We start from the raw sequence: 14,698 nt of genomic DNA, 5'->3' as shown, positions 1-14,698 counted from the left end.
TGCGACAAATCTGGAATCTGCTAAAGACACCCGATGACGACTCGTCCGATCCGCCAGAGAGAGAAGCGCGCGCTGGCCAGCGAGATCGCGCAAGCGATCCATATGCGCGCCTACCGGCCGGGCGAATGGCTGCGCCAGATCGACCTCGAGGAGGCCTTCAAGGCGACGCGTTTCGACGTGCGCAGCGCGCTCGACGAACTTGCCGTGCGCAAGACCATCGAGCATGTCCCCAACCGTGGCTACCGTGTCGCCGAGATCGACCTGAAGACCCAGCGCGCGATCCGGGACACTCGCGTCATCCTGGAGACTGCAGCCGCGCCCGGCATCGTCGCCGGCATCGATGCCGCGACGATCGCGCGCTTGAGCGAACTCGCCGAGCGCTTCAGCCAGGCGGTCCTCAGCGGCACGCGCATCGAGCAGAGCGAAATCAACAGCGCCTTCCACCATCTGATGTACGCGGTCTGCGGCAACCCCGTGCTCGAAGAGACGATCTGGGGGCTGAGGGACCGCTCGCGCGGCTCCTCCGTCACCGTCTGGAGTTCGCATCAGGCGCTGCTCAACAGCGACCGCGACCACCACGCCATGGTCGAGGCGCTGCGCGCAGGCGACGCGACGCGCCTCGCCGAGCTGATCGCCCATCATATCGTCAAGGACATGATCGAGGCCCAGGCGCACGCTCAGCCATCGACCGAAACCTCCCAGAGCCGGGGCAGCGAGGTCAAAGACGAGGTATAGCCCTTGACCCGCTTCGAGAAGGCGCCGCTGACGATGCCGTTATAGAGCATCACCATCGGCACATCGGCGATGAAGCGCTTGTGCAGCTCGTCGAAGATAGCCTGACGCTCGGCCTTGCCGGCAACGACCATCGACTTGTCGAGCAGTGCTTGCACCTGCGGATCGTCCCAGAGCTTGCGCGGCTGCTTGTCCTTCGGGCCGGTCATCGATTCGAAGGAGAGCGACGGGTCGAGCCGCCCCGAATAGGGGAAGGCCTGGATCTGATAGTTGCCCTTGTTGTAGCGGTCGAGCTGCGTCGCCCATTCCAGCACTTCGATCTCGACATTGAGCCCGGCCGTCTTCAGCATCTGCTGGGCGATGACGGCGGAGTCGAAGCTGTTCGTGTAGCGCTTGTTCGCCAGCATGACGATCTTCTCGCCCTTGTAGCCGGCCTCGGCGAGCAACTTCTTCGCCGCTGCGGGATCGTATTTCACGCCCTGCTGCTCGACCGGGCCATGATAGGCCGAAAGCGCCGGAACGATCGACTGGTTGGGCTTGCCGATGCCGTCCGTCACCGCGCCAACGAGTTCGTCAGTGTCGATCGCAGCCGCAATGGCGCGGCGCAGCTTGACGTTGCCCATCACCGGGTCGCGCGTCTGGATGATCAGGCCGACAAGGCCCATGCTGGAGACGACCGACAGCGAAACCTTGCCACTCTTCTTGAGCTCGGCGACATCAGCATTGGCGACATCGGGGACGACATCGACATCGCCGCGCTCCAGCGCTGCCTTGGCGGTGGCGCTGTCGGGGATGATGACGAAACGGAGCTCGTCGACGAGCGGCCGCTTCGCCCCGGTCAAGCCATCGATCTTGCCCGGCAGGGATGCGTAGTCGGCGAAGCGCTCCAGCTTGATGTATTCGCCACGCTTCCACTCGCCGAGCTTGAACGGGCCGGTTCCGATCGGCTTGTCGAAGCTGCCATCGGCCTTGACGGAATCCTTGTGCAGGATGCCGGTCATGGCGCAGTCGGTGCGCGCCAGAGAGGTCAGGAACAGCGCACTCGGCTTGTCCAGCGTGAACACGACCGTGCGGGCGTCAGGCGCCGTCACACTCTCGACCTTGACCGTGCCGCGGCCATCGAATTCGGACAGGCAGCGCCAGTCCGTCTTCGGGTCCATGTAGCGGTTCCAGCTCCAGACCACGTCTTCCGAGCTCAGGCTGGCGCCGTTATGGAACTTCACGCCCTGGCGCAGCGTGAAGCTGTAGGTCTTGCCGTCGCCGGAAATCTCGACCTTTTCGGCCAGCAGCGGCTTGGGCAAAGCATCCTCGCCATAGGCGACCAGCCCCTCGACCATATGGAGCACCACGCCGTCGGTGTTGTGGTCGCGATTGACGCCGGGATTGATCGAACGGATGTCGAAGGGCAACTGGACGCGCAGGCTGCTCGCCTGCGCCGAAGCGGTGATCGTCACGCCCAGCATGAGGCCGGCAGCGAGACGTGCAGCAGGAGTTGCAACAGGACTTGCGAACCACGAATTCCAACGACGCATCGGCATGTTCCCCTCTTTTTTATGACGAGCTGTTCGGCCGGCGTGTGGATCCCGCTATTCGGCGGCCTGCGCGAGCGTGACCGGCTCGTCCGTCAGGCTGTAGCGCGTGAAGACCCGGTTCAGCGCAGGCAGCAGCGCCACCTCCATGCTCCCCTTGGCCGGCTCCATGATCACCATCGCGACGGTGGCCGAGAGATTGCCGGCGTCGTTGAGGCGCGGCGGCCGGCAAACCGAATGGGGGGTGAGGAAATCGTCGAAGAAGGCGTGCTTGAGATCAGCGACCGTAAGCTTCTCGCCGGCTTCATCGAGCAGCTTCTTCACCCGCCAGTCGCGGTAGAAGCTCTCGGGGACACGCGGCGTCCCGGTGTCCTTCAGTTTCGTCAGCGCAACCTGCCCGACCCAGTGATTGGCGTGCACGATCAAACCCTCGCTCGGATAGATCGGGAAGGCCTCGTCCGGCGCGCATTCGAAGTCGATGGCGAAACCCTTCACCGTCGAGAGCATCATGTTGTTCGAGCAGGCCTTGGGGGTGGTCGCGACCGCCTTGATCGCGAAGGCGAGATGCTCCTGCTCCAGCACCTTGCGGCGGATCAGGGCGAGCGGCACGCCCACTTGCGTGAAATCCCGCTCGGATTCGAGATAGTTCGCGGTGATGCTGATGCCGGCCGCATTGGTGCCGCAGCGGGCAAGGCCGCCGGCCTCGACGAAGGTCAGGAAATCCGGCCCGTCCTCGCGGCGCACGCGCAGCACGATCGCGGTCTCGGCGCATTCGGCCTTCCAGTCCCAGTTCTGGCCATGGATCAATTCGCCGCTGGCGCTGCGCTCGGGCAGGATCACCGCGCCGGTGCAGCCATCGTCGAGCTCCTCGGTCTCGGCGATCGGCGTGCTCTTGATGAGCTTGGCCTTGGCGATGACCTCGGTGCGGGCATTGATCATGATGATGTCTTCGAGCGGCACCTTGGCGCCGTCGGCGATGCCGCGCATCTCCTCGATGTAATGCGCGCCGAAGGCTTCGATCTCGCGAGCAAATTCGGCGATCAGGGCCGATTTCGCGGCGGCGTCGAAGCCGAGATCCCCGAGCTGGCTGCCATAGAGCTCGATCGAACGCTTGACGCGCTGCGGCACCGCGGCGCCATGCTGGCGGCCGCGCTCATAGGGCGAGCCCGAAACATCGACGAAGGGGCAAGGTTCAACCATGGTCGGGCTCCTCATAGCGCTCTGGCGTGCCGTCAATCCTTAATGTATTTCATTGCCAACTAAGACAATCAAGAGTTTTTCAATGACGACCCCCACCCGGCTGCAGCAGGACATCGCCGAGCGCATCCTCCAGATGGTGCGCGAGGACGGCCTGGAGGCCGGCGCCTGGCTGAACGAGAACAGCGCCGCGCGCCGCCTGAACGTCTCGCGCACGCCGGTCCGCGCCGCCCTGGACTATCTCGCCGGGCAAGGCGTCGTGCGGCGCCATCCCAACAAGGGCGTCGAGTTGCTGAGCACGCCGGCGACGACTGCGGGCAATGGCGGAAATCCCGACGCCGCAGAGCTCGCCATGGTCAAGATCGCCCATGACCGCGAGACCGGGCAGCTTCCCGACGACATCTCCGAGCTGGAGGTGATGCGGCGCTACGACCTCGGCCGCCCCGAGGTTCAACGCCTCCTCGCCCGCCTCGCCGACCTCGACATGGTCGAGCGCAAGCCCGGCTATGGCTGGCGCTTCCTGCACGATCTGCGCGCCCCTTCAGCCCATGACGAGCGCTATCGTTTCCGCCTGCTGATCGAACCGATGGCGCTGCTGGAGCCTGGTTTCTCGCTCGAACAGGGCTGGATCGATGAGATGCGCGTGCGCCATCGCGAGACGCTCGAACGCCCCTGGCGCGAGGCCTCCAGCATCAGCTTCTACGAGATGAACGCCGATTTCCATGAGGGATTGGCAGCAGCCTCGGGCAACCGCTACATCCACTCGGCAATCCGGCGGCAGAACCAACTGCGCCGCCTGTCCAATTACGACTGGGTCTTCGGCTTCGAGCGCGTCGTCGTGAACTGCCGCGAACATCTTCAGATGCTGGACTGTCTCGAGGCCGGCGACCGCGAACTTGCCTCGGCCCTGATGCGCAGCCATCTCCAGCGGGCCAGCCAACTCCGCCGCGCCAACGGGTTCGATTAGAGCGTTTTCAAGCGAAGTGGATACCGGTTCGCGTGAAGAAAACGCGTCAAAACAAAAATCGAGAGCAGGATGCGAAAAAACGGGAACCGGTTTTCCGCATCCGGCTCTGAATCGAGAAACGACACTCGAACAGATATTGTCTTTCATGTTCAACAAAGACATCATGACTATCCCGCTTCGCCGAGGATCGATCATGACCGCCCATGCCGCCCCGCCCCAGCCCCGTCTCTCCAACCGGCGCGATGCCTTCTGGATGCCGTTCACGCCGATGCGCGGCTTCCAGAGCGAGCCGATGCTGTTCGAGAGCGCGCAGGGCATGCATTACGTCACGCCGGAAGGCCGGCGCATCATCGACGGCATGGCCGGGCTCTGGTGCGTCAACGCCGGCCATGGCCAGCCGCGCATCGTCGAGGCCATTCGCGAGGCCGCCGGCCGGCTCGATTTCGTCTCCTCCTTCAAGATGAGCCACCCGGCCGCGGAAGCTTATGCGGAGCGGCTCTGCGAGTTCGCGCCCGAGGGCATCGACCATGTCTTCTTCGTCAATTCGGGCTCGGAGGCCGTCGACACCGCGCTGAAGATCGCCCGCGCCTATCATCATGCCAGGGGCCAGGCCGGCCGCACCAAGCTGATCGGACGCCACAAGAGCTATCACGGCGTCGGCTTTGGGGGCCTCTCTGTCGCCGGCATCGGCCGCCACAAGGCCGCCTTCGGTCCGCTGCTCACCGATGTCGCCCATCTGCCGCTGCCCTATGACCGCGCCGGCATGGCCTTTTCGCGCGGCCAGCCGGAGGGCGGGGCGAGCGCGTCCGAGGCGCTGGAGACCTTGCTGCAGATCCATGATCCCGCGACCGTCGCCGCCGTCATCGTCGAGCCCGTCACCGGCTCGGGCGGCGTCTACCCGCCGCCGAAGGGCTATCTCGAACGCCTGCGCGCGATCTGCGACAAGCACGGCATCCTCTTGATCTTCGACGAGGTCATCACCGGCTTCGGCCGGCTGGGCACGCCCTTCGCGGCCCAGGCCTATGGCGTCAAACCCGATCTGATGAGCTGCGCCAAGGGCATGACCAACGGCGCCGTGCCGATGGGCGGCGTGCTTGTCGCCGGCCATGTCTATGAGGCCTTCATGGCCGGGCCACCGGAGGCGGTCGAGCTCTTCCACGGCTATACCTATTCGGCCCATCCGCTCGCCTGCGCGGCGGGCCTCGCGACGCTCGATATCTTCGCCGAGCAGGACCTGCTCGGCCGTCTGCGCGGCGTGCTGCCGCTCTGGGAGGATCGCGCCCACCGCCTGAAGGGCGCGCCGCATGTCGCGGATATCCGTACGGCCGGGCTGCTCTGCGCCATCGATCTCTCGCCACGCCCCGGCGCCGAGGGCGCACGCGGCGGCGCCTGCGCCAAGCTCTGCTACGAGGCCGACCTCTTGATCCGCAATGCCGGCGACACGCTCGTGCTGTCGCCGCCGCTGGTCATCGCGCCCGACGAGATCGAGACGATCTTTGCAACGATCGAGGCCGCCTTGTCGCGAATCGATTGAGAGGCTGGTTCCCGGTCAGGAGCGCTGCGGGCCGCCGGCCCGCAGCAACTCCCTCGCCGTCCCGGTCAATCGGTCCCCGCCGCCCGCGCGAACGACGACGGTCTCGCTGAAGCCGAGCCCACCGGCAGAGACATACATGTGGAAGACCATGCCCTCCTCCAGTCGCCATGTCGCATTGGGCAGGAAAACGCGGGAGAAATCGCTCGGGCGCGGCGTCCGTGCGTAAAGCCCGAGCGTATAGCCGCTGACATTGCCGTAAGCCGGCCGCAGGCGCTCAGCGAGCACCGCCTCGCGCAGCACGGCATCGACCTCGCAGGCGAGCGCGCCCGGCCGCATCGCCGCGAATTGCCGATCCTGCAAAGCAACGAGCCGCTCGGCAAGCGGCGCAAGCCCGCGCCGGTCCGAGCCGATCAGCACCGGCCGCATCAGCCTTGCGCCATAGTTCGCGACCTTCGGGATCAATTCGACATGCAGCACGTCGCCGTCATCGAGCGGCTGCGCGGTCATCACGCCATGCAGGAATTCGTGATCGCCGATGCCGGGCACGATCGGCCCCGTCTCGCCGGTATCGGCGCCATTCTCCAGAAAGCTTGCAGCAGCGATCGCAGCTGCCGCACGCGGAGACAATCCCGGCTGCGCCCTGGCCGCGATGGCTGCCATGGCCTTGTCGGCGATCCCGGCCGCTTGCGCCAGCAGCGCGATCTCGGCCTCGGATTTGACCTGGCGCAGCAGGTCGCCGGCGCCCGGCATGTCGACGAAGCGCGCCTCCGGGAGAAGCGCCTGGAGCCGGTCGCGCGTCGCGGCCGTGAAGCCATAGGAGTGGTGGTCGGCCCCAATCCGGGAGGCGGCATGGCCCCGGGCGCGGATCGCCTCGGCCATCACCGCATGCGGTTCGGCCGTGTCGGCAAAGCCCCGGATGTCGGAAAACCAGCAGGCATTGCGGCAGGGCTGCGCATCGAGCTCGCGCAGCACGAACCAGGGTTCGCCCGTGAGCGGCAGGAAAGCGGCGCGATACATCGTCTCCGAGACGGTGTAGCCGGTCAGCCAGGCCAGGCATTCGGCATGGTCGATCAGGAAGAGGTCGACACCGGCTTCGACCATCGCGGCCCGCGCCTTGGCGACACGGCTTGCGAACTCCCGGGGCGCGAACTCCTGGGGCGAAAACATCGCTCAGGCGATCTCGCAGATGTCGAGGATGCAGAGCATGTAGATCCGGATCATGGCGAGGTAGTCGACGATCTCGACGCGCTCATCGGGCATGGTGTTGTAGCGCCCGCCCGGACCGCAGACGATGCCTTCCATGCCGAGCTCCGCATAGAAATGGCCGGCATCGGTGCCGAAGAAGCCGGGAGGCGCGATCGCGCCTGTCGGCTGCGCTTCGCCTCGCACCTCCTGATAGGCGGCGTTGATCGTCTTGACGATGCGGGCGTCCCTGGCGACCTCGAAGGCCGGCATCGACCTGTGGCCCTCTTCCTTCTCGGTGCGGATCGTCGCTTTCAAGCCGGGGAAGCGCGCCTCCAGCGCATCGAGCTCGCGGCGCATATCGGCAAGGGCGCCGGCCTCGGTCTGGCCCGGCGCATAGCGCCCCGAACCCTTGATCCGGGCGAAGTCGGCGACCTGCGGCGCGCGCCATTCATGCAGCTCCTTGCCGAGCGCACCGCGGACCACGCCGACATGGACGCGGTTGATCGAGCGGTGCTCGTCGGATTTCGCACCAGAGAAGGTCATAGCGTTGAGGCGCGGGATCAGGTCGCAGGCCGCCACGATGGCATCGACCGCCTGCTCGCGCTTGGAGAGATGGCGGGTGTTGCCGGTGAGTTCGATCACGAAGGTGAAGGCGCAGGCATGCATGGTGATGGCCTGCAGGTCGCTCGGTTCGGAATTGATGAAGTAGTCGGCCTTCACCCCGTTCCGGATCGCCGCGACCGTGCCGACACCGCCCTGCAATTCGCCGACGACATAGGTCAGCACGACATCGCCCTTCAGCTTCACGCCGGCGTCGATCAGCGTCTTGACCGCGCAGAAATAGGCAGCATCCCCCGCCTTCATGTTGGAGACGCCGATGCCGTAGATGAACTCCTTGTCGACCAGCCCACCCCAGGGATCGACCGTCCAGCCCTCGGTCGCCGGATTGGTATCGAGATGGCCGTTGAACAGCAGGCTCTTGCCGCCGCCCGCGCCCTTCCAGCGACCGATGGCGTTGACGCGCTCGCCGACGACCGGCTGCAATTCGGCCTCGACACCGATTTCGCGCATCTTGTCGGCCATGAAGGCGGCGAGCACGCGCTCACCTTCCGTCTCCGAATAGCTCTTGTGGCGCGCCATCGCGCTGAGGAAATCGAGGGCGGCTTTCTCGTCGAGACGAGCCAGGAGGGCGGCGCGATCCATCGTCAAATCCTTGGAAGCTCAGATGCGGGAGCGGCAGGGGCCGGAACGGCCTCGATCAGCGAGCGGGTATAGGCATGGACCTGCCCGCCCGAGAGGTCGGCGACATCGACGAGGTCGACGAGGTCGCCGCGATACATCACCGCGATGCGATGCGCGATCTGGCGCACCAGGTTGAGATCATGGGTGATGAAGAGATAGGCGGTGCCGAAGCGCTTCTGCAGATCGACCAGAAGCTCCACCACCGAGGCCTGCACGGAAACGTCCAGCGCCGAGGTGATCTCGTCGCAGATCACCAGCTTCGGCCGGGACGCGAAAGCGCGCGCGATCGCCACGCGCTGCTTCTCGCCGCCGGATAGCTGGTGGGGATAGCGCTCGGCATAAGCCGCCGGCAGGCGCACCTGTTCGAGCAACTCTCCGATCGCGTTTGCGTCCTCGCGCTGCTCGGCCGTGCCGTAGAGCGCCAGCGGCCGCGACAGGATCTCGCGGATGCGCTGGCGCGGATTGAGCGAGGAATCGGGGTGCTGGAAGATGATCTGGACATCGCGGCGATAGGCCCGGTCCATATCCTTCAATCCACTGATCGGGCGGCCAGCGAAGCGGATCTCGCCCTCGAACGGGTTCAGCCCCGTCAGCGCCCTGGCGAGCGTCGATTTGCCCGAGCCGGATTCACCGACGATGCCGAGGATCTCACCTTCGCGCACGGAGAGGCTGACTTCGCGATTGCCGGTAAACTGGGTGTTCTCGCGGCCGAGCAGCTTCGCCAGGAAGGGCTTGCGGCCATAGCGGACGCTGACCTTGTCGACCTCGACCAGCGCCTTCGCCTCGGAGCCCGGCCCCGCCTCGATCAGACGATGATCCGGGCGCGGCACGGCGGCGAGCAGCTTTTGCGTATAGGCGTCCTGCGGCGAGGCAAAAACCTCCTCCACCCTGCCCTGCTCGACGATGCGGCCGCGATGGATCACCGCAACCCTGTTGGCAACGCGCGAGACCAGAGCCAGATCATGCGAGATGTAGAGCGAGGCGACGCCGGTCTCGGCCTGCAACTCGCCGAACAGATCGAGGATCTGGCGGGCGGCGATGACGTCGAGCGCCGTCGTCGGCTCGTCGAAGATGATGCATTCGGGCTGGCAGGCGAAGGCGGTGGCGATGACCACGCGCTGCTTCTCGCCGCCCGAGGCCTCATGCGGATAGCGCCGCATCATCTCTCTCGGGACCTTCAGGCCGACGCGGGCGAGCATCGCCTCGCCCTCGGCCCAGGCCTGCTTGCGCGTCAGGCCGCGATGATGTTCCAGCACCTCGGCCAATTGCTCGCCCAGCGGCAAGGTCGGGTTGAGCGAGGTGCTCGGATCCTGGAAGACCATGCCGATGCGCCGGCCGCGAATGGCCTCGATCTCGGCCTCGCTGGTCGTGGTCAACTCCTTGTCGATCAAGCGGATGCGGCCAGCCTCCCGCGCGCTCTCCGGCAGATGGCGCATGATCGCCCAGGCGAGCGAGGTCTTGCCCGAACCGGATTCGCCGACGAGGCCAAGCACCTCGCCCTTGGCGACGCTCAACGTGACCGCGTCGAGCGCGCGGGTGAAGCCGGCAGGCGTGGCGTAGTCGAGGCAGTAGCCGGCGATGTCGAGGATCGGCGTCATGATCGGCCTCATGTGCGCGGGTTGAGCGCGTCGCGCAGGCCGTCGCCGAGCAGGTTGAAGCCGATCGCCACAAAAGCCACCGCCAGGCTCGGCCAGAGGATCATCCACGGGCTCAGATGCATGAAGCGCCTGGCCTCGGCGACCATCAGCCCCCATTCCGAGGCCGGCGGCTGTGCGCCCAGCCCAAGGAAGCTCAGCGTCGCAAACAGCATCACGGCAAAGGCGACGCGGATCGTCATCTCGACGATGATCGGCGCCACGACATTGGGCAGCATCTCGCGCCAGACGATGAAGCGCGCACTCTCGCCGCGCGCGATGGCGGCGTTGACATAATCCTGTTTACGCACGGCCAGCGCGACCGAACGCGTCACACGGGCCATGCCGGGCGTGAAGGCGATGGCGATGGCGAGCAGCGCGTTCAGGCTGCTCTTGCCGAGCAGGTTGACGATCAGCAGCGCCAGCAACAGGCTCGGAATCGCCATCACCGCATCGACGGTGCGCATGATCGCCTCGTCGCTGCGGCCGCCGAGAAAGGCCGAGATCGTGCCGATCACGGCGCCAGCCAGCGTGCCGAGCGCGGTCGCGAACACCGCCATCACCACGGTGGCGCGTGCGCCATGCAACAGGCGGCTCAGGATGTCGCGGCCATATTGGTCGGTACCGAGCCAGAACAGCGCGCTCGGCGGCTTGTAGCGCTGCAGGGGCGCGAGGCTTTCGGGGTCATAGGGTGCGATCCATGGGCCCAGGATGACCACGAGCAGGATCAACCCGACCAGGACGAGCCCAAGCGCTCCCTGCGGCGAGCGCAGCACGCGGCGCAACAGCTCAATCATACTGGATTCTCCGGTCGAGCCGGGCATAGGCGATGTCGGCGAGGAAACTGGCGATGGCGTAGGTCGCGGCCATGATCAGCGCGCCGGCCTGGATCGAGGGCAGGTCGCGACTCTGGATCGCGACGATGAGCTGGCGGCCGATGCCGGGCAGCGCAAAAATCTCCTCGACCACGATGACGCCGCCGAGCAGATAGCCGACATCGAGCGCCACGATCGTGATCGTCGGCAGCAGCGCGTTGCGCAGCGCGTGCTTGTAGAGAACTGTGCGCTTCGGCAGCCCCTTGAGGCGGGCGGCGCGGACATAATCGGTGTGCAGCACATCGACCAGTTCCGAGCGCACCATGCGCGAGACATGCGCGATCAGGATGACCGAAATGGTCAAGACCGGCAGGACGAGATGCCTGAGGCCCTGCAGCGGGTTCTCGGTCAGCGGCACATAGCCCGTCGCCGGCAGCCATTGCAGCCAATCGGCCAGCACCAGCACGACCAGCGTGGCGGTGACGAATTCCGGCAGCGAGACCCCGATATAGGAGATCACGCTGACCAGAAGATCAGCGATGCGGCCACGCCTGACGGCCGCGATGATGCCCAGCGGCAGGGCCAGCACCAGCATCAGCACGATCGAGAACAAGGCGAGCAGCAGCGAGCGGCCGAGCGCCTCGATCATCACCGGTCCGACCGCCTGGCCGGTGCGCATCGAGACGCCGAAATCGCCTCGCAGCACGCCGGCCAGCCAATGGCCGTATTGCGCCCAGATCGACGCATCGAGGCCCATCTTGGCGCGCAGCGCGCTGAGCGCCTCTGCCGTCGCATTCTCGCCCAGCATCATGACGGCCGCGTCGGCCGGCAGGATCTGGGTGATCGCGAAGACGATGAGCGACACGACGAGCAGCGTGTAGCCGACCAGCACGATACGCTTGAGGATATAGGCCGGCGACACGCGCGCTTACCCCTCAGGCGCGCTTGGGCGCATTGGCGCCCAGCGAGACGTGATCGAGCCTGAACACCGCGCCGCGCGGATGCAATTCATAGCCCTGCACCCAGTCGCGCCGGGCGGCGAGCAGATCGAAGAAGGTCGGAATGATCGAGGGCACCTCGGCGTTCATCAGCGCCTGCGCCTGTTTATAAAGCTCGCGGCGCTTGGCTTCGTCGACCGTCGCGCGCGCCTCATTCACCACCTTGTCGAAGGCGGCGTTGTTCCAGCGCGTCTCGTTCCAGGCGGCGTTGGAGGTGTAGAGCAGCGCGAAGATGGCGTCGGCCGTCGGCTGCATGTTGTAGAAGCCGACATAGAACGAGCCCTTCTTCCAGACCTGATCGAGATAGGTCGCGTGCGGCATCGTCTCGACATTGATGCGGAAGCCGGCGGGCTTGGCCATCTCGCGCAGCGCGACCGCCATCTGCGTGCGCAGCGAGGGACGATCGGAGGCGATCAGCGTCGCCTCGATACCGTTGGGATAGCCGGCCTCGGCCAGCAACGCCTTGGCCTTGGCGATGTCGGGCTTCTTCAGCGCCTGCTCGGAATAGAAGCGATAGGCGGCGTTGAGCGGGGTGTCGTTGCCCGGCGTGCCGTAGCCCTCGGTGACGAAATCGACCATCGCGGTGCGGTCCACCGTCAGGGCCAGCGCCTGGCGCACGCGCACATCGTTGAAGGGCTTGGTGTCGCAGCCAAAATTGACGTTGCAGAACTGGCCCGAGGCCACGCGCAGCCCCTTGACGCCGGCAGCCTTCTCCAGCCGCCCGTACTCGGTCGGCTGGGCGGTCGAGATCAGGTCGGTATCGCCGGCGATCAAGGCCGAGCTTTCGGCGCTGATGTCGGGATAGACCACGACATCGACACGATCGAGATAAGGCCGCGCCTTGTCGTAATAGGCGTCGTTGCGGGCGACCACGATGAGCCGCTCCGGCTCGAAGGAGACCAGCTTGAACGGGCCGGTGCCGACAGCTTCGCGGTCGAGGCGGCCAAGCCCGGCCTTGATCACTGCAGCCGGCACGATCTTGGCGTTGGTATAGGCCAGCGCCACCGGCAGATCGGCATAGGGCGCCGAGAGCGTGAAGACGACGGTGGCCTCGTCCTTAGCGGCGACCTTGCTGATCGGGCCGACATTCTGGCGCGCCGGCGAGGCGGTCTTGGCGTCGAGGATCGCCTCGAAGGTCGCAACCACGTCAGCGGCCGTGAAGGCGCTGCCGTCATGGAAGGTCACGCCCTTGCGCAGGACAAAGGTCCATTCGAGCAGGTCGGCCGAATTGCTCCAGGATTCGGCGAGATCCGGCTCGACGCTCATATCGACCTTGAGGCGGGTGAGCGCGGAATAGAGCAGTTCCGAGACCAGATATTCCGGATTCACCCGGGTCACGAGCGGGTTCAGCTTGGCCACGGCCTGGTCGACGCTGACGCGCAGCGTGCCACCCCGGCGGGGAGTCTGGGCCTGCGCCACGGCGTCGAAGCCGGTCATGGCAAAACCGCTGAGCGCAGCGGAGGCGGCGAGGAAATGGCGACGATTGACGCTCGGCATGGGGCGCTCCTTCAGCTTTGGGACGAGGTGTTTTCGGGGATCAGTTCAGGCGCGAAATCGGCGGCGAGATAGGCAAGGACGCTGCGCGCCAGGGCGACCAGGTCGGTTGTCGTGGTGTGTTCGCCCGGCGCATGGATGTTGCGGCTCGGGCGACCAAGCCCGCCGAGCAGCACCTCCTGCATGCCAGTAGTGCGCTGGACCCAGCCGAAATCGGAGCAGCTCGCAGCGCCCCATTTGCGGAACTCTTCAGGCGCGTAGCCAAAACCCTGCCCCATCGCGCGCTGCCAGCGCGGCCAATGCGGCCCGGTCGGATCAGAGGTCGGGGCGAGATGACCGACCAGGGCGGTTTCGACCGACAGGCCCGGCGTCTTCGCGACCGCCTCGCGGACCACCGCCTCGATCTCCGCCAATGCCTCTTCGAAACGCTCCTCGGGCGCATAACGGCGGTTGAGCGTCAGTTCGAGCAGCGCCGGCACCTGTCCGCCGGCCGTGCCGCCATTGATCGTCGCGATGTTGAGCTGCGCCGCAAGCGCCGGCTTGCCCGGTGGCGGCGGGAGGGCCGAGATACGCGTCGCCACGCGTGCTTTCAGCGCCGCCAGCGCATCGAGCAACGGCAGTGCCCCCTCGATCGCGTTGAGGCCGGAGCCGGAGCGATTGCCCTCGCCGGCATGCACTGCCTGCCCGCGCACCCGGACCAGCAGGTTGAAAAGACCAAAGCAGCCGGCCCAGATGCGGGCCTCCGCACTGCCGTTGAAATTCAGGACATGGCCCTCGAGACGGCCCTGCTCGGCGAGATAGCGAATGCCGGGATAGAGCCCGCCCTCCTCGTCGGTGCAGAGCAGCAGCATCGGATCATAGGCAAGCGCGACATTGCAGGCTTCCGCCGCGCGCAGTGCCAGCAGCACGGCAGCGATGCAGCCCTTCATGTCGGCGGCGCCGAGCCCGATCAGCGTGTCGCCGTCCCGCGTCATGCGCAGCGGATCGCCCTGCCAACCGGGCGCGGCCGGCACGGTGTCGACATGGAAGTACAGACCGCAGACCGGTTTGCCGCTGCGCCGCGTCGCGACGAGATTGGTTCGGGGGCCGAATGCCGGGCCGCCCGGCACCTGCCAGAGCATTTCCGGCACCACGACGCGCTCATGCGCGAAGCCAAGCGGCGCGACCAGCCCCTCCATCAGATCGGCGAAGGCGTCATAGCCTCGCCCCGGCGGAAAGGACGTGTCGACTGCGATCATCGCGCCGAGATCGTTGGCAGCGCTTTCAACCGCATCAGTGATCCACGCCATGGCCCGCGCCAAGGACCGCACTGAGGCGGAAGCATCCTGTCTCGAGGCGGAAGCGGAGGTCATTGCGATCAGCGCGCCGAGA

The 14,698-nt window shown here is 66.2% G+C and carries 12 protein-coding genes; 3 read left to right on the top strand and 9 right to left on the bottom strand.

Translation table 11 applies throughout. From position 1 onward, the window contains the following. Window positions 1–33: 33 nt before the first annotated feature. Window positions 34–735: a GntR family transcriptional regulator gene (locus tag ACSQ3P_RS20010; protein WP_436167246.1), complete on the top strand. Its 702-nt coding sequence runs from the start codon at window positions 34–36 to the stop codon at window positions 733–735. Here ACSQ3P_RS20010 and ACSQ3P_RS20005 read toward each other — a convergent pair. Beyond that, the gene (locus ACSQ3P_RS20005; protein WP_436167245.1) at window positions 678–2,270 is read right to left on the bottom strand and encodes an ABC transporter substrate-binding protein; all 1,593 of its coding nucleotides are present in this window, start codon (window positions 2,268–2,270) and stop codon (window positions 678–680) included. The two genes, ACSQ3P_RS20010 and ACSQ3P_RS20005, sit on opposite strands and share 58 nt — an antisense overlap. 48 nt (window positions 2,271–2,318) lie before the next feature. Next, window positions 2,319–3,461: a C45 family autoproteolytic acyltransferase/hydolase gene (locus tag ACSQ3P_RS20000; protein WP_436167244.1), complete on the bottom strand. Its 1,143-nt coding sequence runs from the start codon at window positions 3,459–3,461 to the stop codon at window positions 2,319–2,321. Window positions 3,462–3,543: 82 nt separating this feature from the next. Between ACSQ3P_RS20000 and ACSQ3P_RS19995 the strand changes: the two genes are divergently transcribed. Both ACSQ3P_RS19995 and ACSQ3P_RS19990 read left to right on the top strand, forming a co-directional pair. Then, window positions 3,544–4,425, top strand: a complete 882-nt coding sequence (locus tag ACSQ3P_RS19995; RefSeq protein WP_436167243.1) for a GntR family transcriptional regulator — start codon at window positions 3,544–3,546, stop codon at window positions 4,423–4,425. Window positions 4,426–4,618: 193 nt separating this feature from the next. Then, complete coding sequence (locus tag ACSQ3P_RS19990; RefSeq protein WP_436167242.1) at window positions 4,619–5,959, top strand: aminotransferase class III-fold pyridoxal phosphate-dependent enzyme; 1,341 nt, start codon at window positions 4,619–4,621, stop codon at window positions 5,957–5,959. Window positions 5,960–5,974: 15 nt separating this feature from the next. Here the strand turns inward: ACSQ3P_RS19990 and ACSQ3P_RS19985 are convergent, their stop codons facing one another. Genes ACSQ3P_RS19985 through ACSQ3P_RS19955 form a run of 7 tightly spaced genes read right to left on the bottom strand, consistent with a single transcriptional unit; the run spans window position 5,975 to window position 14,616 of the window. Further along, complete coding sequence (locus ACSQ3P_RS19985) at window positions 5,975–7,126, bottom strand: M24 family metallopeptidase (RefSeq protein ID WP_436167241.1); 1,152 nt, start codon at window positions 7,124–7,126, stop codon at window positions 5,975–5,977. 3 nt (window positions 7,127–7,129) lie between these two features. Next, on the bottom strand, window positions 7,130–8,347 hold the full coding sequence (locus ACSQ3P_RS19980; protein WP_436167240.1) for a M20 family metallopeptidase: 1,218 nt from the start codon (window positions 8,345–8,347) through the stop codon (window positions 7,130–7,132). A 2-nt stretch (window positions 8,348–8,349) separates the two neighbouring features. Beyond that, entirely contained in the window at window positions 8,350–9,984 is a 1,635-nt protein-coding gene (locus ACSQ3P_RS19975) for a dipeptide ABC transporter ATP-binding protein (protein ID WP_436167239.1), read from the bottom strand. A gap of 8 nt (window positions 9,985–9,992) precedes the next feature. Beyond that, the gene (locus ACSQ3P_RS19970) at window positions 9,993–10,817 is read right to left on the bottom strand and encodes an ABC transporter permease (protein ID WP_069692896.1); all 825 of its coding nucleotides are present in this window, start codon (window positions 10,815–10,817) and stop codon (window positions 9,993–9,995) included. Further along, window positions 10,810–11,757, bottom strand: a complete 948-nt coding sequence (locus tag ACSQ3P_RS19965) for an ABC transporter permease (protein WP_436167238.1) — start codon at window positions 11,755–11,757, stop codon at window positions 10,810–10,812. The genes ACSQ3P_RS19970 and ACSQ3P_RS19965 overlap by 8 nt, the downstream gene beginning before the upstream one ends. Before the next feature lie 13 nt (window positions 11,758–11,770). Further along, a complete protein-coding gene (locus tag ACSQ3P_RS19960) occupies window positions 11,771–13,330 on the bottom strand; it encodes an ABC transporter substrate-binding protein (protein ID WP_436167237.1) in 1,560 nt (519 codons plus the stop codon). An 11-nt stretch (window positions 13,331–13,341) separates the two neighbouring features. Continuing rightward, window positions 13,342–14,616 carry a M20 family metallopeptidase gene (locus tag ACSQ3P_RS19955; RefSeq protein WP_436167236.1) on the bottom strand — a complete coding sequence of 425 codons (1,275 nt, stop codon included), beginning with the start codon at window positions 14,614–14,616 and terminating at the stop codon, window positions 13,342–13,344. Window positions 14,617–14,698 lie beyond the last annotated feature (82 nt).

This window comes from Allobosea sp. LjRoot9 (genome assembly GCF_964252745.1).
Classification (GTDB): Bacteria; Pseudomonadota; Alphaproteobacteria; order Rhizobiales; family Beijerinckiaceae; genus Allobosea.
The sequence above is the reverse complement of the archived record's forward strand: the minus strand, read 5'-3'. Positions and strand labels throughout refer to the sequence as shown.